Origin of the sequence: Sphingomonas sp. SUN039 (assembly GCF_024758725.1) — a bacterium.
Classification (GTDB): Bacteria; Pseudomonadota; Alphaproteobacteria; order Sphingomonadales; family Sphingomonadaceae; genus Sphingomonas_O.
Map to the genome: position 1 here is coordinate 103,534 of NZ_CP096972.1, position 18,284 is coordinate 121,817.

Annotated in this window: 18 protein-coding genes and 1 tRNA gene; 4 read left to right on the top strand and 15 right to left on the bottom strand. The window is 64.7% G+C overall.

Annotation, left to right across the window (positions count from 1 at the left end):
* Window positions 1-149: 149 nt before the first annotated feature.
* The 3 genes from M0209_RS00550 to M0209_RS00560 all read right to left on the bottom strand — a co-directional run bounded on the left by M0209_RS00550 (window position 150) and on the right by M0209_RS00560 (window position 3,141).
* The gene (locus M0209_RS00550) at window positions 150-662 is read right to left on the bottom strand and encodes a heme-binding protein (protein WP_258886228.1); all 513 of its coding nucleotides are present in this window, start codon (window positions 660-662) and stop codon (window positions 150-152) included.
* Entirely contained in the window at window positions 659-1,804 is a 1,146-nt protein-coding gene (locus M0209_RS00555; protein ID WP_258886229.1) for an aldo/keto reductase, read from the bottom strand. Before M0209_RS00555 ends, M0209_RS00550 begins: the two co-directional genes overlap by 4 nt.
* A gap of 80 nt (window positions 1,805-1,884) precedes the next feature.
* Window positions 1,885-3,141 carry an acetyl-CoA C-acetyltransferase gene (locus tag M0209_RS00560; protein WP_258886230.1) on the bottom strand — a complete coding sequence of 419 codons (1,257 nt, stop codon included), beginning with the start codon at window positions 3,139-3,141 and terminating at the stop codon, window positions 1,885-1,887.
* A 256-nt stretch (window positions 3,142-3,397) separates the two neighbouring features.
* Between M0209_RS00560 and M0209_RS00565 the strand changes: the two genes are divergently transcribed.
* Both M0209_RS00565 and M0209_RS00570 read left to right on the top strand, forming a co-directional pair.
* Window positions 3,398-5,062 carry an MFS transporter gene (locus tag M0209_RS00565; protein WP_258886231.1) on the top strand — a complete coding sequence of 555 codons (1,665 nt, stop codon included), beginning with the start codon at window positions 3,398-3,400 and terminating at the stop codon, window positions 5,060-5,062.
* Between the two features lie 11 nt (window positions 5,063-5,073).
* The gene (locus M0209_RS00570) at window positions 5,074-6,102 is read left to right on the top strand and encodes a dihydrodipicolinate reductase (RefSeq protein WP_258886232.1); all 1,029 of its coding nucleotides are present in this window, start codon (window positions 5,074-5,076) and stop codon (window positions 6,100-6,102) included.
* Here the strand turns inward: M0209_RS00570 and mmsB are convergent.
* From mmsB to M0209_RS00605, 7 genes are all read right to left on the bottom strand, one after another.
* Complete coding sequence (mmsB, locus tag M0209_RS00575; RefSeq protein WP_258886233.1) at window positions 6,099-6,983, bottom strand: 3-hydroxyisobutyrate dehydrogenase; 885 nt, start codon at window positions 6,981-6,983, stop codon at window positions 6,099-6,101. The two genes, M0209_RS00570 and mmsB, sit on opposite strands and share 4 nt — an antisense overlap.
* A 1-nt stretch (window position 6,984) precedes the next feature.
* Window positions 6,985-7,758, bottom strand: coding sequence for an enoyl-CoA hydratase (locus tag M0209_RS00580; RefSeq protein WP_258886234.1), 774 nt, complete (start codon window positions 7,756-7,758; stop codon window positions 6,985-6,987).
* Between the two features lie 81 nt (window positions 7,759-7,839).
* Window positions 7,840-8,886, bottom strand: a complete 1,047-nt coding sequence (locus M0209_RS00585) for an enoyl-CoA hydratase/isomerase family protein (protein ID WP_258886235.1) — start codon at window positions 8,884-8,886, stop codon at window positions 7,840-7,842.
* Window positions 8,883-10,025 carry an acyl-CoA dehydrogenase family protein gene (locus M0209_RS00590; protein ID WP_258886236.1) on the bottom strand — a complete coding sequence of 381 codons (1,143 nt, stop codon included), beginning with the start codon at window positions 10,023-10,025 and terminating at the stop codon, window positions 8,883-8,885. The genes M0209_RS00585 and M0209_RS00590 overlap by 4 nt, the downstream gene beginning before the upstream one ends.
* Window positions 10,026-10,056: 31 nt before the next feature.
* Window positions 10,057-10,458, bottom strand: coding sequence for a reverse transcriptase-like protein (locus tag M0209_RS00595; RefSeq protein ID WP_258886237.1), 402 nt, complete (start codon window positions 10,456-10,458; stop codon window positions 10,057-10,059).
* 9 nt (window positions 10,459-10,467) lie between these two features.
* Window positions 10,468-12,519, bottom strand: coding sequence for a transglycosylase domain-containing protein (locus M0209_RS00600; protein WP_258886238.1), 2,052 nt, complete (start codon window positions 12,517-12,519; stop codon window positions 10,468-10,470).
* Between the two features lie 67 nt (window positions 12,520-12,586).
* Window positions 12,587-12,663 (bottom strand) — tRNA-Arg (locus tag M0209_RS00605).
* 41 nt (window positions 12,664-12,704) lie between these two features.
* Here M0209_RS00605 and M0209_RS00610 point away from each other — a divergent pair.
* Window positions 12,705-13,427, top strand: coding sequence for a queuosine precursor transporter (locus M0209_RS00610; RefSeq protein ID WP_258886239.1), 723 nt, complete (start codon window positions 12,705-12,707; stop codon window positions 13,425-13,427).
* Here M0209_RS00610 and purQ read toward each other — a convergent pair.
* Together purQ and purS are read right to left on the bottom strand one after the other, a co-directional pair.
* On the bottom strand, window positions 13,424-14,089 hold the full coding sequence (purQ, locus tag M0209_RS00615; protein WP_258886240.1) for a phosphoribosylformylglycinamidine synthase subunit PurQ: 666 nt from the start codon (window positions 14,087-14,089) through the stop codon (window positions 13,424-13,426). The two genes, M0209_RS00610 and purQ, sit on opposite strands and share 4 nt — an antisense overlap.
* Window positions 14,086-14,313, bottom strand: a complete 228-nt coding sequence (purS, locus tag M0209_RS00620; RefSeq protein ID WP_258886241.1) for a phosphoribosylformylglycinamidine synthase subunit PurS — start codon at window positions 14,311-14,313, stop codon at window positions 14,086-14,088. The genes purQ and purS overlap by 4 nt, the downstream gene beginning before the upstream one ends.
* Before the next feature lie 97 nt (window positions 14,314-14,410).
* On the opposite strand from purS, the gene M0209_RS00625 reads away from it, so the two are divergent.
* Window positions 14,411-14,560 carry a hypothetical protein gene (locus M0209_RS00625; RefSeq protein WP_258886242.1) on the top strand — a complete coding sequence of 50 codons (150 nt, stop codon included), beginning with the start codon at window positions 14,411-14,413 and terminating at the stop codon, window positions 14,558-14,560.
* Here the strand turns inward: M0209_RS00625 and M0209_RS00630 are convergent.
* The 3 genes from M0209_RS00630 to purC form a co-directional block, all read right to left on the bottom strand.
* Window positions 14,557-15,912 carry a surface lipoprotein assembly modifier gene (locus tag M0209_RS00630; RefSeq protein WP_258886243.1) on the bottom strand — a complete coding sequence of 452 codons (1,356 nt, stop codon included), beginning with the start codon at window positions 15,910-15,912 and terminating at the stop codon, window positions 14,557-14,559. The two genes, M0209_RS00625 and M0209_RS00630, sit on opposite strands and share 4 nt — an antisense overlap.
* Window position 15,913: 1 nt before the next feature.
* Entirely contained in the window at window positions 15,914-17,221 is a 1,308-nt protein-coding gene (locus M0209_RS00635; protein WP_258886244.1) for a transferrin-binding protein-like solute binding protein, read from the bottom strand.
* A 237-nt stretch (window positions 17,222-17,458) separates the two neighbouring features.
* Window positions 17,459-18,238, bottom strand: coding sequence for a phosphoribosylaminoimidazolesuccinocarboxamide synthase (gene purC / locus M0209_RS00640; protein ID WP_258886245.1), 780 nt, complete (start codon window positions 18,236-18,238; stop codon window positions 17,459-17,461).
* Window positions 18,239-18,284: the final 46 nt, after the last annotated feature.

Genomic DNA, 18,284 nt, shown 5'->3' on the forward strand with positions numbered 1-18,284 from the left:
AGGGCGCAAGTGTAGGAAAGCATTTTTGTTCACGTTTTGGACCGAAATAGGACCGGTTGGTCGCATCTCGGTTGTCGCCGACATTTCGCTCGTTCCAGCGCGTAATCTGCTCACTCGAAAGCGGATACGCCCCGCCGCGCACATCGTGATCAGCGCGTAGCGGCCGCAGCGAGTGCAGCATCTTCGGCTGCCGTTCCACCCGAGACACCCAGCGCACCGACGACGCGACCATTCACGATAATCGGTACGCCACCGCCGATCGCGATCACCTCGTCCGACGACATTAGCCGTACTTCACCGGCGGTCACGCGTTCCTGAAGTGTCGCCGTGGACACCCTCAGCCGTGCGGCCGTGCGCGCCTTTTGTTGGGCAAGCCGGATCGACGCATAGGGGGCATCTTCCATCCGGGCGAAGGCGATAAGTTCGCCCGACGGATCGACCACAGCGAAGGCCATCGACATGCTCTTTTCCGTGGCAAACGCCCGCGCGCGTCCGATGAGCGCCAAGGCGTCGTCGACCGATATCGCGAGGCCGTAGCGCGTCAGTCGCACGGCAGGTGCGGGAGCGCCGGGGTTCGCCCCGGCTGCAGCCGTTTGCGCCAAGACAGTCGCCGGAATGGCGCAGCCCGCCAACACCGATGCAGCAATTGCCATCCTGATCATTTACGGGCCGCCAAGGGTGCCTCGCGGCCCGAATGAACGAGGACCGCATCGGGCAGTCGTTGCCCGCGTACCTCGATGGCACGAACCTGAGCGTTCAAATCGACCAATTCGCTGCCAGAAAAATGCACGCTGGAGGCTCCGATATTTTGCAACATGTGAGTCGCGTTCGTTGTCCCCGGAATCGGGACGATCCAGGGCTTTTGCGCCATCAGCCAGGCGAGGGCGATCTGTGCCGGGGCTGCCGCTTTGCGCGCGGCCCATTGCGTGAGAACCGCCACCAGTTGCAGGTTATGCGGCAGGTTCTCGGGGGTGAACCGCCCTTCCACCGCGCGGATGTCACCGGGCGCGAACCGCGTGTTCGCATCGATCCAGCCGGTCAGGAACTGCGCGCCGAGCGGACTCCAAGGGACGAAGCCGATGCCCAGTTGCTCGCACAGCGGCAGCACTTCGGCTTCCGGCCCGCGCCACAGCATCGAATATTCATTCTGGACTGCCGTGACCGGCAATGCCGCATGGGCGCGGCGCAGCGTATTCAGGCCCATTTCCGAAAGGCCCCAATGCCGCACCTTACCCTGTCGCATCAGGTCTTGAACCGCACCGGCGACCTCCTCTATCGGCACGTCGGGATCGACGCGGTGCTGGTAGAGTAGGTCGATCCGGTCCGTGCGGAGGCGTCGCAGCATATTATCGACGACCAGTTTGATATGGTCGGGGCGGCTGTTGAGGCCCGGCCGCCGCTCGCCCGTTTGCTGGTCGATGTTCCAGCCGAACTTCGAGGTGATCACGACCCGGTCCCGGAACGGCTGGATCGCCTCACCGAGGATGCGCTCGCATTCGTGCGGCCCGTAAGCTTCGGCGCAGTCGAAGAATGTGACGCCATGATCGAACGCGGTCCGAATCAGCGCGACCTGTTCGGGGCGATAGGGCGTCTCGGTCGTATACTTGCGGCGGTTGTTTTGGACGCCGAGGCCGATGCTCGAAACCTCGAGCGAACCCAGCCGCCGTCGTCCCGCTACGGTGCCTTGCGTCGAACGACCGGCGCGCGGGGCTGCGGCGCGGGCCGCTTGTGTCATAAGTGGCCCGGCGGCGGCGGCGGCGAGGATTGCCCGACGACCTATCCCGGTCGTGCGTTCGTCAGACATCTCGACTCACTCCCGTTGTGCAATTCCTCCTGCCTACCAGCATTCTGCTGCATTGCGCCAACGGCGGCTTCCCCTTTGTTTTAGACCCGCTCGATCACAATTGCCGGGGCCATCCCCCCTGCCGCGCACATCGTGATCAGCGCGTAGCGCCCGCCGCTGCGTTCGAGTTCGTCGAGCGCGGTGCCGATCAGAACCGCGCCGGTCGCGCCGATGGGGTGGCCGAGCGCAATCGCGCCGCCGTTGATGTTGAGCTTGGCGCGGTCGATGCCGAGGTCGCGGATGAACTTCTCGGTCACGACCGCGAAAGCCTCGTTGACTTCGAACACATCGATATCGGCGACGGTCAGCCCGGCCTTGGCGAGCACTTTCTTGGCCGCAGGAACCGGCGCATTGAGCATCAGGGTCGGGCAGTCGCCGACGTTTGCCATCGCAACGATGCGCGCGCGGGGTTTGAGGCCGTGCTTGTCGGCATAGTCCTTCGACGCGAGCAGGATCGCCGCCGCGCCATCGACCACCCCCGATGACGTGCCGACATGGTGGACATGCTCGATCTTCAGGTCGGGGTATTTCTGGTTGATCAGCCCTGCGAAGGTCGGACCGTCGGGCGCGGAGGGCATCGCGCCGAACATCTCGAATGCGGGCTTCATCGCCGCAAGCGTCTCCGCCGTCGTGTCGGGGCGCGGATATTCCTCGTGATCGAGCACGACATTGCCGTCGTCGTCGACCACTGGGACCACCGATTTGGCGAAGCGGCCTTCCTTGATCGCGACCCCTGCGCGGCGCTGGCTTTCCACGCCGAAGGCTTCGAGTTCGGCGCGCGAAATGCCTTCCTTCGCCGCAATCGCGTCGGCGGCGACGCCCTGGTGCGACTGCGGATGCGCCGCCTGTAGTCGCGCATTGCCGTTGCTCATGCCGCCCGATGAGCCAAGACCCGCCTCGCGGACTTTGCCGCCGTAATGTGCTACGTACGACATCATCTCGGTCCCGCCGGCAATGACCAGGTCTTCCATACCCGACATGATCTGCCCGGCGGCGAGGTTGGTCGCGGTGACGCCCGAGCCACAGAAACGATCCAGCGTGACGCCGCTGGCTTTCTGGTCGTATCCCGCGTCGAGCGCGGCCATGCGGCCCATGTCGCCGCCCTGTTGCCCCATCTGCGCACTTGTGCCCCAGATGATGTCATCGACATCGGCGGTGTTCAGATTGTTGCGGTCCTTCAGCGCCTTGAGCACCGTCGCCGCCAGATGCTGCGGGTGCATGTGCGACAGCGCGCCTTTGCCCATCTTGCCGATACTGCGCGGCGTGCGGACGGCGTCGATGATATAGGCTTCGGCCATGTCGGTGCTCCGTGGATGTGCAGCGGGCGCGCGGCCCTTCGCTGATCGATATGGCATGGCCGCCGCGCCTTCGCCAATCGTGCAGGCGATTGATGGCGCGCGGGCTTTCAGCGTCTCGCGTGGTGTTTAGAACAACTGCTCTTCGCCGAGCGCCAGCGAGGTGCTCGTTCGAGCGTTAGCGAGAACCATTGCGGGAAACCTCGCTGACGCTCGGTGGGGCTTCTCGCTAACGCTCGAAGAAGGAAAGGGGGCGGCAATGACGGAAAGCACCGATGCCGCACCCTTCGGCGGCACCTTCGCGCCTCTGCGCGAGCGCACTTTCCGCACGATCTGGTCGGCGAGCCTGCTTTCCAATTTCGGCCAGCTGATTCTTGCGGTCGGGGCGGCGTGGGAAATGACGCGGCTGACCTCGTCGCCCAGCATGGTTGCGCTCGTCCAGACCGCATCGATGCTGCCGCTGATGCTGGTCGCAGTGCCGGCCGGCGCAATTGCCGACATGTTCGACCGCCGTCGCATCGCAATGTCGGGTCTCGCCCTTTCGTCGCTGTGCGGTGCGATGCTGACTGCCCTCGCTTTTGCCGGGCTGACGACTCCCTGGGTCATTCTTGCCTTTTGCGCGCTGATCGGCGCGGGTGTCGCGATCTATGCGCCCGCCTGGCAGGCCTCGATCAGCGAACAGGTCGAGGGGCCGAATGTGCCCGCTGCCATCGCGCTCGGCACGATCAGCTCGAGCGTCGCGCGCAGCTTCGGTCCGGCCATCGGGGGGTTCATCGTGCTGGCGGCCGGCGCGAAGGCGGCGTTCGCGATCAACGCGCTGTTCTACCTTCCCTTGCTGCTGGCGTTCTTTTTCTGGAAGCGCCGCCAGGTCCCGTCGCGCTTGCCGCCTGAACGGCTCGACCGCGCGATCGTGTCGGGCATGCGTTATATCCGCCATTCGGGACCGATCCGCACTGCCTTGTTCCGCACGTTCATGTTCGGACTGGCGGGCGCGACGGCAACCGCGCTGGCACCGCTGATCGCCAAGGATTTGCTGCGCGGCAACGCCGATACCTATGGCATATTGCTGGGTGCGGGCGGCGTCGGCGCAGTGACCGGCGCGTTGCTGGTCGGCTGGTTTCGCAATCGCTTCGGCACCGAAGGGGCGACGCGATTGCTTGCTATCGCAGGGGGACTGGCGCTGGTGCTGACCGGGTTCAGCCGCTCGCTGCCGCTGACCTGCCTCGGCCTGTTCATCGGCGGCGGCGCAAACATCCTGACCATCGCGCTGTTCAACATATCGGTTCAGACGGCCGCGCCGCGATGGGTGACGGCGCGCGCCCTGTCGCTGTTCACCTCGGCGCTGACCGGCGGGATCGCCATCGGTGCCGTGTTCTGGGGCGTGCTGGCCAGCATGACCGATGTTCAGGTTGCGGTCGTCGCCTCCGGCGTGACGTTGCTCGCGACGGCGCTGTTGTCGGTGTTGATGCCTTTGCCCGAATCGACCGAAGCCGATGTTGCAACGGTCGAGATCGCGCACCAGCCCGAGGTCGGCATGGCGCTGACCATGCGGTCGGGGCCGGTCGTGATCGAGATCGACTACGACGTCGATCCGGACAGCGCGCGCGATTTCTACATGGCAATGCTTCAGGTCCAGCGAACGCGCCTGCGGAACGGCGGGTTCGACTGGTCGATGTCGCGCGACATCGCCAATCCGGCGCTGTGGACCGAACGCTATAAATGCCCGACCTGGGGCGACTATCTCAGGATGCGCGACCGGTTCAGCCAGGCCGATATCGCGCTGCACGAGGCGGCGCGCAGCTTCCACCGCAACACGGGCGATCTGCGCATCCGGCGAAAGCTCGAACGCCCGTTCGGCTCGGTGCGGTGGAAGGCCGACACGCCCGATCCGCGCCACGGCACTATCGGCTACATCGGACCTTAAGGAGGCAAACCATGCGATATCGCGTCATCCAATGGGCAACCGGCAATATCGGGACACGGTCGCTGCGCGCAGTGATCGAGCATCCGGACATGGACCTCGTCGGGCTGTGGGTGAGCAATCCGGACAAGGTCGGGCGGGACGCGAGCGAACTGGCCGGGACTGCGCCGTGCGGCGTTATCGCAACGAACTCGGTCGATGCGCTCGTCGCGACTGAAGCCGATTGCGTGTTGTACATGCGACAGGGGACCGACATCGGCGAACTGTGCCGGTTGCTGGCTTCGGGCAAGAATGTCGTCACCACGCGGGGTGATTTCCATCATCCGCGCTCGATGGACCCGGACGTGCGCGCGCAGATCGAGGCGGCGTGCGCGGCGGGCGGCACGTCGATCTACAGTACAGGATCGAGTCCCGGTTTCGTGACCGAGGCGCTGGTCTTGCCGCTGTTGTCGCTGTCGCGGCGGCTCGATTGCCTGACGATCGACGAATATGCCGACATGACCAGCCGCAACTCGCCCGACCTGCTGTTCAATGTGATGGGCTATGGCGTGTCGCCCGGGCAATTCGACCAGCGCAAGGTCGATTACGTGAAACATGATTTCGCCGGGTCGCTCGCGCAGGTGGCCGACGCGATCGGGATCGAGATCGACAGCTGGGACGCTTTCGGTGAGCTGTCCGCCGCGCGCAACCGCGTCGAGATTGCGGCGGGCGTCATCGAGGCAGGCACGGTCGCTGCACAGCGCATCACCATCAGCGGCATGAAGGACGGCAAGCCCCGGCTGCGGTTTCGCGCCAACTGGTATTGCGCGACCGATATCGAAGACACCGACTGGAATCTGCGCGAGTCCGGCTGGCGGGTGCAGGTCGAGGGCGACACGCCGCTCGACGTCAACATCACCTTCCCCGTCGCGCCTGAGGATTATGCCGCGTTCACGCCGGGGTTGACCGGGCACCGGGCGGTCAATGCGGTGGCGGCGGTGTGCGAAGCGGCGCCGGGGATCAGAACAACCGTCGATCTGCCGCAGGTGGTTGCGGCGCTTTAGCTTTCGCCGCGCAGCGTCGTGATGATTGCGGAAAAGTCGCGGCCCCCCGCGCCACCGTCAACGAATGCCTGATAGAGTTCGGCGGCGCGCGCGCCCATCGGGGTGTCGGCATCGACCGAAGCGGCAGCTTGGCGGGCGAGCGACAGGTCTTTCAGCATCAGCGCGGCGGCAAACCCGCCTTCGTAGTTGCGGTCGGCGGGCGTTTCGGGACCGACGCCGGGGATGGGGCAATAGCTTGTCATCGACCAGCTCTGTCCCGACGACACGCTGGCGATGTCGTAAAAGCGTTGCAGGTCGAGGCCGAGCTTGTCGGCGAGCGCGAACGCCTCGCATGTCGCGATCATCGATGCGCCGAGCAGCATGTTGTTACAGATTTTGGCGGCCTGGCCTGCGCCGTTCGCGCCCGCGTGGATGACGGCCTTGCCCATGTTCGACAGGATCGGCTCGGCGCGCGCGAAGGCCTCTGCCGATCCGCCGACCATGAAGGTGAGCGTGCCCGCGTTAGCGGCAGCAATCCCGCCCGAGACGGGGGCATCGACCGCGATCAGCCCTTTGGTCTCGGCAAGCGTCGCCACGTCACGCGCGGTGGTGACGTCGATGGTCGAACAGTCGAGGAGTAGCGTCCCGGCTTTGGCGTGCGGGGCGAGGATCGTTTCGTAGATCTCGCGGACGTGCTTGCCGGCGGGCAGCATGGTCACGACCGCTTCGGCGTCGGCCACGGCTTCGGCTGCGCTGGCGGCGGGCAGGCATCCGGCGGTCTTGGCGCGGTGGAGGGCTTCGGAAGACAAGTCGAACGCGCGGACATCATGGCCGGATTTCGCCAGGTTCGCGGCCATGCCGCCGCCCATGTGGCCGAGGCCGATGAAGGCGATCGTGGTCATGCTATTTTCCCGTCCAGTTGCCCGGCCGCTTCTCGACGAAAGCGCTCATGCCTTCGCTCTGGTCGTCGGTGCCGAACAGGCCGTGAAACAACCGCCGCTCGAAAAGGATGCCCTGCGCGAGATTTGTCTCGAACGCGGCGTTGACCATTTCCTTGTTGGCGATGGCGGCAAGCGGCGGCATCGCCGCAATGGCGGTTGCGGTCTTGACCGCTTCCTCGACCAGATCGGCGGCGGGCACGACGCGTGCGACGAGGCCGCTGCGCTCGGCTTCCTCCGCGCCCATCATCCGGCCGGTCAGGCACATCTCCATCGCCTTGGCCTTGCCGATGGCGCGGGTCAGGCGTTGCGAGCCGCCCATGCCGGGGGTGACGCCCAGCTTGATCTCGGGCTGACCGAACTTGGCGTTATCGCCCGCAATGATGAAGTCGGCCATCATCGCAACCTCGCACCCGCCGCCCAGCGCAAAGCCGTTGACGGCGGCAATCCAGGGCTTGCGGATCGCGGTGATGCGTTCCCAGCCCGCGAAAAAGTTCGCGGCGTACATCGAGGCGAACGACTGGTCCGACATTTCCTTGATGTCCGCGCCCGCCGCGAACGCCTTTTCGCTGCCAGTCAGGACGAGGCAACGCTGGCCGGGGTCGGCGTCATAGGCGGCGAAGGCGGTGGTCAGATCAGAGAGAATCTGGCTGTTGAGCGCGTTCAGTGCCTGCGGGCGGTTGAGCGTGACGAGCGTCACGGCTTTACGGGTTTCAACGAGGATGGTTTCGTAAGTCATTTTCATTCTCCGTCGCCCCGGACTTGATCCGGGGCTGGGCTTCTTCGTCGTGAAGCCAGCAAAAGGAAGCCTAACCCCGGGTCAAGCCCGGGGCGACGATAAAAGGGGAGTCCATTCCTGCTCGGCGGGCAGCGGCGCGAATACGGCATCCACATCGGCACTGCTTGCATCCGGCACCCAGCGCGGCGCATTATCCTTGTCGATCACGACCGCGCGGACGCCCTCGATGAAATCGGGGTGCGCGAGGACGCGGACGGCGATGCGGTACTCCATCCGCATGATATCGGCGAAATCGGTCATCGCCGCACCCTCGCGCAACTGGCGCAACGCGACGGCCATCGACAGCGGGGATTTGCTGCGGAGCGTCGCCAGTTCCTTCAGCGCCCACTCGCTACCGTCAGCTTCGAGCGCTGCCATGATTCCGGCCACGCTGTCTCCGGCGAACAGCCGGTCGATATGGGTGCGGTTCTCGACGATGCGGGCGAGCGGGGCACCGACGCCATGGCTTTTGAGCGTCGCGAAGATATCCGCGCTGTCATTCAACGCGGCGATGGCGGCAGGCACATCCGCGCTCGCGATGTAATGCGTCGCCAGCCCCAACGCGAGGCACTCCGCGCCGTCGAGCCGCGCCCCGGTCAGCCCCATGAACTTGCCGACCTGCCCCGGCAGCCGCGACAGATACCAGCTACCGCCGACATCGGGGAACAGGCCGATTCCGGTTTCGGGCATCGCAAAGCGCGTGTTCTCGGTCGCAATGCGATAACGGCAGGGCAGCGCAATACCGACGCCGCCGCCCATCGTGATGCCGTCCATGATGCTGACGGTCGGCTTGGGGTAAGTGAACAGCCGGTGGTCGAGCCGGTATTCGGTATGGAAGAACGCCCGCGCCGCAACGCCGTCGCCCTTCATGCTGTCGGAGAGCATGCGAATATCGCCACCTGCGCAGAAGCCGCGCCCTTGTGCATGGTCGATCACGACGAGCGCGATTTCGTCGTCGGCTTCGAAATCGGCCAGCGCATCGAGCATTCGGAGGCACATGTCGGTAGTCAGCGCGTTTAGCGCCTTGGGCCGGTTCAGCCGGATGCGCCCTAGGTGGCCTTCCTTCGCAATGAGGACTTCGGCGTTCACTGCCGCAACAAATCCCGCCCGACGATCATCCGCATCACCTGATTGGTCCCCTCAAGGATCGAATGCACCCGCAGGTCGCGCCAGAAGCGTTCGATGGGGTAATCCTGCAAATAACCGTACCCGCCGAACAATTGCAGCGCGTCATTGGCGACTTTCGACCCTGTATCGGTCGCGAGCCGCTTCGCCATCGCCGAAAAGCGCGACTTGTCGGGCGCGTTCGCCGTTACCTTGGCCGCCGCCATGTAGAGCAATGCGCGCGCCGCTTCTAAATCGGTCGCCATGTCGGCGAGCATGAACTGGGTATTCTGGAAATCAGCGATAGGCTTGCCGAACTGCTGGCGGTCCTTGGTATAGGCAATCGCCTCGTCGAGGCAGCGTTGCGCACCGCCCAGCGACGCCGCACCGATGTTGATACGCCCGCCATCGAGGCCCATCATCGCGAAGCGGAACCCGTCGCCCTCCGCGCCGACACGGTTGGCGACGGGCACTTTCACATTGTCGAAGATCACCTGCGCGGTGGGGGATGCGTTCCAGCCTAGCTTGCGCTCGAACGCGCCGAAGCTGACGCCCGGCATGTCCTTTTCGATGACGAGGCACGACACGCCTTTCGGCCCCGCCTCGCCGGTGCGGACCATCGTCACGTAAATCTCGTTGACGCCCGCGCCGCTGATGAACTGTTTCGTCCCGTTGACGACATAATGGTCGCCGTCGAGCTTGGCGGTGGTCTTGAGCGCTGCCGCATCCGATCCGCTGCCCGGTTCGGTCAGGCAATAGGAGGCGATTTTGTCCATACCGACCAGCTGCGGCAGATACCGATCCTTGATCTCCGTGCCGCCGAACTGGTCGATCATCCAGCTCGCCATATTGTGGATCGAGATGAAACTCGACGTCGCGGTGCAACCGTACGCCATGGCTTCCATGATGAGCGCCGCCTCCAGCCGCCCGAGCCCGATCCCGCCGCGTTCTTCCGCCACATAAATCGCGCCGAAACCCAGCGCGCCTGCCGCCTTCCACACATCGACGGGGTAATGATGCTTTTCATCCCATTCAGCAGCGAACGGCGTAATCGCATCGGCGGTGAACTTGCGGGCCATATCCTGGATCGCGCGCTGGTCGTCGGTGAGGTCGAACTGGGTCATGCGTCTCCAATCGAACCGCGCGCCATTCCGGTCAAGCCGCGCGTGCGATACCCGCCGCGTGCCGCCGCCGGTCGAGCGCAATGCCCGCCAGGTTTTGCGACCGCGCGATTTTGCGAACTCGAACCGTCCGAACGTCGCCGATGACTTCAAACGCGTCGAGATGTGCCTGAAGCGCGGGAGTGCGGCAGCGTTGCCTGCCATTGGCCTGCGCGACCACTAATGCCGAATCGCCGAGCAGGACGAAATCCGTCACCCCGAGCCTCTGCGCCACTCGCAGCGCCGCGATAAGCGCCAGCCATTCGGCGTCGTTGTTAGTGCCATCGCCGAGGTCATCGAAATAATGCGTTACCCCACGCGCAACGACGGCGGCCTCCATCGGTCCCGGATTCGGTCGGCACCCGCCGTCAAAGAAAATTTTCAGGCGTTTGGGCATTTCAACGCGTCACCGCTTTTCGCGATCTTCCGGCCGTGCGCGAGGTCCAGCCGATATCCCGTCCTTGTCGAGCCGCACATCGAGCGGCGTCCCGCCGATTTCGCCGCGAAGCGTGACGCTCTGGCCGTTCTCGATCTGCAACTGGGTATCGTTGCCGAGCGGAATGTTGAGGTCGGCGGGGATGTCGAGCGGCACCTCGACAGGCTTGGCAACCGGCGCGGCGGCGCGCGCGCCGGGAATCGCCCCGCTCATGAAGTCGCGCCAGATTTGCGCCGGGACCGTACCGCCGTTGATCCCCTTCAGCGGCGTATTGTCGTCGTTGCCGACCCAGACACCGACGACCAGATCGCCCGCAAAGCCGACGAACAAGGCGTCGCGGCTGTCCTGACTGGTGCCGGTCTTCCCATAAGCCTTGATCGCCAGATTGGCGCGCCGTCCGGTGCCGTCGGTGACGACCGTTCGCAAAAGGTCGAGCAGCTGGTCGTGCTGGGTGTCGCCGAAAGTCCGGCGACTTGCGAGCAGACGGTCGAGGAGTCCGGGTTCGGGCTGTTCGACGGCGTGCGGCGACACCGGCCAGCGCCCTGCCGCGACCGACCCATAGGCGGAGGTGAGTTCGAGCAAGCTCACCCCAGACGAACCCAGCGCCAGCGTCGGGTCGGCGGTCAGCTTGCTGCGGATGCCGAGATCGCGCGCCGCCTCGATCACCATTTCGGGGCCGAGTTGTTTGTATAGCCGGACGGCGGCGACGTTGCTCGACCGCGCGAACGCCTGTCGCAGCGTGATCTCGCCCCGATAATGTTCGCTGCTGTTCTTCGGGCGATAGCTGCTGTCGAGGATCGGGCTGTCGTCGATCATAGAATCGGGGGTCATGCCGGAGCGCAGCGCGGCGAGATAGACGAACAGTTTGAACGTCGATCCCGGCTGTCGCCGCGCCTGGGTCGCACGGTTGAAGGGTGACGCGTCGTAGCTGCGCCCACCGATCATCGCGACGACATCGCCATTGGTCCGCATCGCGACCAGCGCGACCTGCGCCTTGCCCAGCGCTGCGCGTCCGACTGCAGCACGTGCCAGCCGTTGTAACCGCGCGTCGAGCGTCGTGGTGATCTTCGCATCGGCATAGGCGTCCTCCGCCGTCGCGCGTGCCTGTGGCAGTGCCCAGTCGGCGAAATAGGTGCCGGTCGGCAGTTGCGAGCGGTTGTACAGATTGAGCGTCGCCGGATCGGTCGCTGCGGCGCGCGCGGGCGTGATTGCGCCGGTCTCGGCCATCGCCGCCAGCACGAGCTGCGACCGCGCCTGCGCGCCGGACAGGTTGCGCGACGGCGCGAGCTGCGACGGTGCCTTGACCAGCCCCGCCAGCATCGCCGCCTGCGCCAGCGTCAGCTTTTCGGGCTGGCGGTTGAAGTAGTGACGCGATGCCGCACGCAGGCCGTAGACATTGTCGCCGAAATAGGCGTTCGACAGATAGCGTTCGAGGATTTCGTCCTTGGTCAGCCAGCCTTCCAGCCAGAACGCGATCAGCATTTCGCGCGCTTTCCGCGACAGATTGCGGTCGGCGGTGAGGAAGGTCATTTTCGCGAACTGCTGTGTGATGGTGCTGCCCCCCTGGGTGCCGCCGCCGCGAAGGTTGTTCCAAGCGGCGCGCGCCAGGCCTCGCGGATCGACGCCCCAATGGCTGTAAAAACGGCGGTCCTCGATCGCGATGAACGCCTGCGGAACGTGCTTCGGTAGCGTAGCAAGCTTGACCGGCCGGTCGACAATGGCGCCGTTTCGCGCAATCGCCTGCCCGTCGGCGGCAAGCAAGGTCACGCTGGGCGGCACCATCGGCTGAAGCGATTTCGACAGCGGCGCGGTAAGCGCGAGCCAGGCGAACAGCACGACGAACAGCAGCACGAACGCCTGAAACCCGCGCTTGACCCAGCGCCACCGGCTGCGAAGTTTGGACGGCGGCGGTTGATCTTGCCCCGGCTGCAATCCGGGGTACGCTGCGGGATCGGCAAAGCCTTGCTCCCGGCCCGGAACGGGCGCCGACGGTGGATCAAGGACATCGGTACGGTCGATCATCGCAGTCGGTGTATTACAAGGCTATAACACGGATAGCGAGGGGGATTTGTGCATCGCCGAACGGAAATGGCGCGCCCGACAGGAGTCGAACCTGTGGCCTCAAGATTAGAAGTCTCGTGCTCTATCCAGCTGAGCTACGGGCGCGTCGCTTGTGCCGTAGCGCCGATTGCTCCTAGGCTCCAGCCATGAGCACCGACGCCCCCCCGAAACATGTCAGCGCGCGCGATGTCGGCCGCGACGGCTTTCGCTATTTCGATTTCGTGATGGCGGCGTTCGTCGCGATCCTGCTGCTGTCGAACGTGATCGGGGCCGCGAAGCCGGCGCAGATCTGGGGATTCACTTTCGGTGCGGGGATTCTGTTTTTCCCCTTGAGCTACATCATCGGCGACGTGCTGACCGAGGTGTACGGCTACGGACGCGCGCGCCGGTGTGTCTGGGCGGGGTTTGCCGCTGTCCTGTTCATGGCGTTCATGTCATGGGTCGTGGTGTCGCTGCCGCCCGCACCCGGCTGGGAAGGGCAGGCGGCTTACGAGAGCGTATTCGGGCAGGTGCCGCGCATCGTCCTCGCCTCGGTCGCGGCGTTTTGGGCGGGCGAGTTCGTCAATGCGTTCGTCATGGCCAAGATGAAGATCGCGACGCAGGGCAGGCATTTGTGGATGCGGACGATCGGCTCGACGGTGTTCGGACAGGGGGTCGACAGCCTGATCTTCTACCCGCTGGCGTTTCTGGGCGTGTGGGAGACATCGACCGTCGTATCGGTGATGGCCGTCAACTGGGCGCTAAAAGTGCTCTGGGAAATCCTGCTGACGCCGGTCACCTATGCGGTGGTCGGCTTCCTGAAGTCCCGCGAGGGCGTGGACGTGTATGACGAGGGCACCGACTTCACGCCGTTCCGGGCGGCAGTTTAGGCCAGCTCCAGCAATCCCTCGAACAGTCGCCGGCCGTCGGTGCCCCCGTGCGCGGCTTCGATCATGCGTTCGGGGTGCGGCATCATGCCGAGCACATTGCCGCCTACGTTGACGATGCCCGCAATGTCGCGTGCGCTGCCGTTGACGGGCTCGGCGTAGCGAAACACGACGCGGCCTTCGCCTTCGAGCCGGTCGAGCGTGGCCGCGTCGGCAAAGTAATTGCCGTCGTGGTGGGCGACGGGGAAAGTGACGGTCTCACCATTGGCGTAGCCGCTGGTGAAGGCCGTCTGGCTGTTGGCGACGGTGAGCCGCACATCGCGCCCGACGAAGCGGATGCCCGCGTTCCGCATCAGCGCGCCGGGCAGAAGTCCCGCTTCGGTCAGCACCTGAAATCCGTTGCAGATGCCGAGTACGGTGCGTCCTTCTCCCGCCGCCGCAATCACCGCCTGCATGATCGGCGACCGCGCCGCCATTGCGCCCGAGCGGAGATAGTCGCCGTACGAAAATCCGCCGGGCACGCCGATGATGTCGAGTCCGTCGGGCAGGGCGGTTTCTCGGTGCCACACCATCGCGGGCGCTGTTCCGGTGACTGCTTCCAGCGCGACCGCCAGGTCACGGTCGCAATTCGACCCGGGAAAGACGATGACCGCGCTTCTGGTCACCGCTCGATCCGGTAATTCTCGATGACTGTGTTCGCGAGCAACTTGCTGCACATCGCATCCAGATCGGCGTCGCTGGTCGTCTCGGCGACGTCGAGTTCGATCAGCTTGCCCTGCCGGACATCGTCGATGCCGGTGAAGCCCAGCCCTTCGAGTGCATGGTGGATGGCCTTGCCCTGCGGGTCGAGGACGCCGGGTTTCAGCGTGACGATGACACGGATTTTCATGGGGGGCAGCCTATGAACGCGGGGCCGCGCACGGGCAAGTGTTCATCGATTTTTAGGAGAATCGGCGCAGGCTTTACAGCCAAAGGACACGTCCGACATGGGATTCATTGCGACCGCGCTGTTCGTGTGCCTGTTCGTCTTCGGGCCGCAGGTGCTCGGCTATTCGGACGATGACGGCGGTATCAAGCTCGCCCTGTTCGCGACTTTCGCGTTCGGGGTGCTCGCGGGGTACCGCGCGCGCGGCTAGAAATAGCGGGCGAGGTTGAACGCGAAGCGCGACCGCTTGCTTTCATAGAGCGACAGCGACGAGGCGTTGAGCGTGTAGGTATAGCTGACGCTGGGCGAAAACCCCATGACGCGGAGCGCACGGACGCCCGCGTAGATGCGGCCAGACAGCCGCCAGTCGGCGCGCGGCGTGTCCGAGAAAGCGGCGAGCGGCGCGCCATAGGTCGCGCGGCTCGCGGTGCCGGTAATCCCGGCGTTGATCCCGTGCGGCAGTTCGCCGCCTAGTCCCAGCGACAGGCCGAATTCCTTGCTCGAATAGGCTTCCTCGTTCAGCCGGTCGGCGCGTGCGAACAGGCTGGCACTGGCGATCAGCGACCGCGCGACGACGCGCTCGTAGGTGGCATAAAGCGCGAAATTCCAGCCCGAATAGGCCTCCTGAAAGCCAGAGGCCGAATGGCGGGCATCGAGCGTCAGTCCGACCCGCTGGTCGTCGCCGATCGTATGCTGGACGGCGAGGCGTGCACCCAGTTGAGTCACGGCGCGGTCGCCACCGTACCAGCGCTGAAGCCCCAGCCCCTGCAGCGAGATGGAGGTTTCCTCCGACGGGCGGAATTCGGGTCCGGCGGCCAGCTGGACGGTATAATCGTCGTTGGCGGTGCCCTTGTAGTTCACTCCCTGCGCGTCGCCATCGACCAGAAATGCGCCGCGCTCGCCGATCTTGAAGCGCCAACCCGCCGAAATACTGGCGGTCTGCCCCAGGCCCGAACGCGCACGGGCATTTTCGTCGAGGGTCAGCGGAATCGTCTGGTTGCCGACGACGAGATCGACGGTCTCGGCACTGGTGCCGCTGTTTATGTTGGTATCGGGCGCAAAGCCGAATTCGGTCGAGACGTGCCAGGGACGCCGGTCGCGCAAAATGCCGCGCTGCGCCTGAATCGTCGCACGGATTTCGGGAGTCAGCGCGCCGTCCTGCGCGGCGAGGCGGAAATGATAGGCGGCCCCGCCGTCCTTGCCCTGCATCATCAGCGCGCGCGCGAGTTCGAGGCGGACGCGTGTCTGTTTCGGATCGATGGCGAGCGAGGCGCGGAATTCCTTGATCGCGGTCGCGGTATCGCCGGTTTCGACCGCGACATATCCGGCCAGAAAATGCGCTTCCATTCCCGCCGACGGTGCCTGACGCAAAGCGGCGATGAAGGGCCGCGCCTCTTCGAAGCGGCGTTGTTCGACCAGCGCCGAGGCATGGCCCAGCAGCTGGTCGGGGGTCAGCTGAATCTGGCAGGTGCCATTGGCGCAGGTTTCGGCCAGCGGCGCGGCAGCTAGGGGAACTCCGGAAAGGGACAGGACGGCGAGCGGAAGGGCGAGCGCTGCGCGCACCTTAGGGCTTCTTTCCCTTGAACGCGCCGACGATGTCGATGCGCTGGTCGGGGTTGCCGCCGACGATGCGGAACCCGCCGCCGACTTCCTCTGCCGCAGGGCCGAAGAACGCGCCGTCAATGGTCGATCCTGCGATGTTGACGATCGGGCTATAGCCATTGGTTGTCGCACCGAAGCGGGCCGACTGGAATTGACCGATGAAGCCGCCGGTCCGGACGAGGTCGATGGTCGCGGTGCCGGATGCGGTGAAGGTTGTCCCCAGCGCAATCGTGCTCTGCTGCGGCGAGGTCTGGTAGTCGTAGATCGGACGCCCGACGATACCGTCGAGTTTCAGACCTACTGCGCCGGTCGCGAAATTGACACTCGTCGACGATGTACCCGAAATCCACTGGAAGTAATTAGGATAGGAGCCTGTGCCGGCGTCGAGTGTCGGATTGAACACCATCGTTGCGAGCATCGTGCCGGTATAGGTGCCGCTGCCGGTCTTGGGCACTGCATTCTGGTCGGTCTGCAGACCATAAGCAAAGGCACCACGTTCGAGGTGCCAGATGGTTTGACCGATCGTCTTTCCGGTGCTGAGCGTTTGTGGCTGCCAACTGAACGCGTTGCGGATGAAGCCCGCGAGCGAGACGTATTTTGTCCCGTTGGTCCCGGGGCGTTCGAAGAACAGGTTGGTGGCCTGATAGCTTGCGGCCACTGCCGAATTGCCGGGACGCGGCGGTGTGTTGTTGTCCCCATAGATGACGAAGCCGGAGCCGCTGGCGAGGTACAGCGAACGCGGGTCGCCGTCGCCTGCTTGAAGATAGGCATAGTTCGAATTCTGCCCGATGCCGCCATAACCGCTGAGATCGTCGACGCCCCATTGCGGCGTGCGGGCCCCGGCAAAGTCGGTGCGCGAAGCGGGGTCCTGGAAACGGGTGTCGGTGTTGTTGTTGTTCACGTCCTTGACGACCAGCGTGAAGATTGCATCGCGCGGGTCGTAGCTCAGCGAAATCTTGCTGCTGCGGACGGTCGAGGAATAACCGCCAAAGGCATAGCCCTGTTGCGAATCGTCGCCCGGGAAAGGGCTGGCACCATTGGTGACCGTGCGATCGTCGGTATTGTAATCCATCACCAGCGTGCCGCCGATGCCCTGATAGGTGCGCGGCGCGGTCGGCGTGACGAATTCGGCATAGGGGTCGGTCGCCGCCGTTGTCCCGGTCCCGCTGGTGCCGCTCGAAACGGCCGTGCCGCTCGCGCTTTGGGTGTCGCCGCCGCTACACGCGGTCAGCGAAGTGGCAGTCAGCAGCAGGATCGCGAGATTACGCATCGGGGTCGCTCCAGTAGGGGCCTGTGAAGCCCGGTCCCCCATGGAGTAAGCCGTGAATGGTTAACGCAGCGCTAAAGGCCGTTACTTTTTGTGGGGAGTTTAGGAGTGTTCAAACCCTCTTCGCTTTGCGGAGAGGGCGGCGAAGCGAAGCGCAGCCGGGAGAGGATTGAAGTGCACGCGGTCGTGCCTCTCCCGATGCTTCGCATCGCCCTCTCCGCACGGCGGAGAGGGTTGAAACTACCGTCCCCGCTTCTTCCGCTGGGCATCCAGATCGAGCACGACATTATCGGCACCCTCGGGCAGCAAACCCAGCCGCCGCGCGACTTCCTGATAGGCTTCGACTTCACCGCCCAGGTCGCGGCGGAAACGGTCTTTGTCGAGCTTTTCGTTGGTCGCCATGTCCCACAAGCGGCATCCGTCGGGGCTGATCTCGTCGGCGAGGATGACGCGGGCGTAGTCATTGTCCCAGATGCGCCCGAACTCGAGCTTGAAATCGACCAGCTTGATGCCGATCCCGGCGAAGAGCCCGCACATGAAGTCGTTGATCCGGATCGCCATGTCGGCGATGTCGTGCATCTCGTCCTGCGACGCCCAGCCGAACGCGGCGATATGTTCGTCGGTGATCATCGGATCGCCGAGCGCGTCGTCCTTGTAATAATATTCGATGATGGTGCGGGGCAGCTGCGTCCCCTCCTCGATGCCGAGCCGCGTCGAGATCGAGCCCGCCGCGACATTGCGGACGACGACTTCGATCGGGATGATCTCGACTTGCCGGATCAGTTGCTCGCGCATGTTCAGGCGGCGCATGAAATGGTGCGGCACGCCGATGGTACCGAGCAGCGTGAAGATATGCTCCGAAATCCGGTTGTTGAGCACGCCCTTGCCGTTGATCGTCCCCTTTTTCTGGGCGTTGAACGCCGTCGCATCGTCCTTGAAATACTGGATCAGCGTGCCGGGCTCGGGCCCTTCGTACAAAATCTTGGCCTTGCCTTCGTAGATCTGGCGGCGGCGGGTCATGGCAATTCCTGTTCGCAACAAAGCAATATGCCCCGGCAAGCGCGCG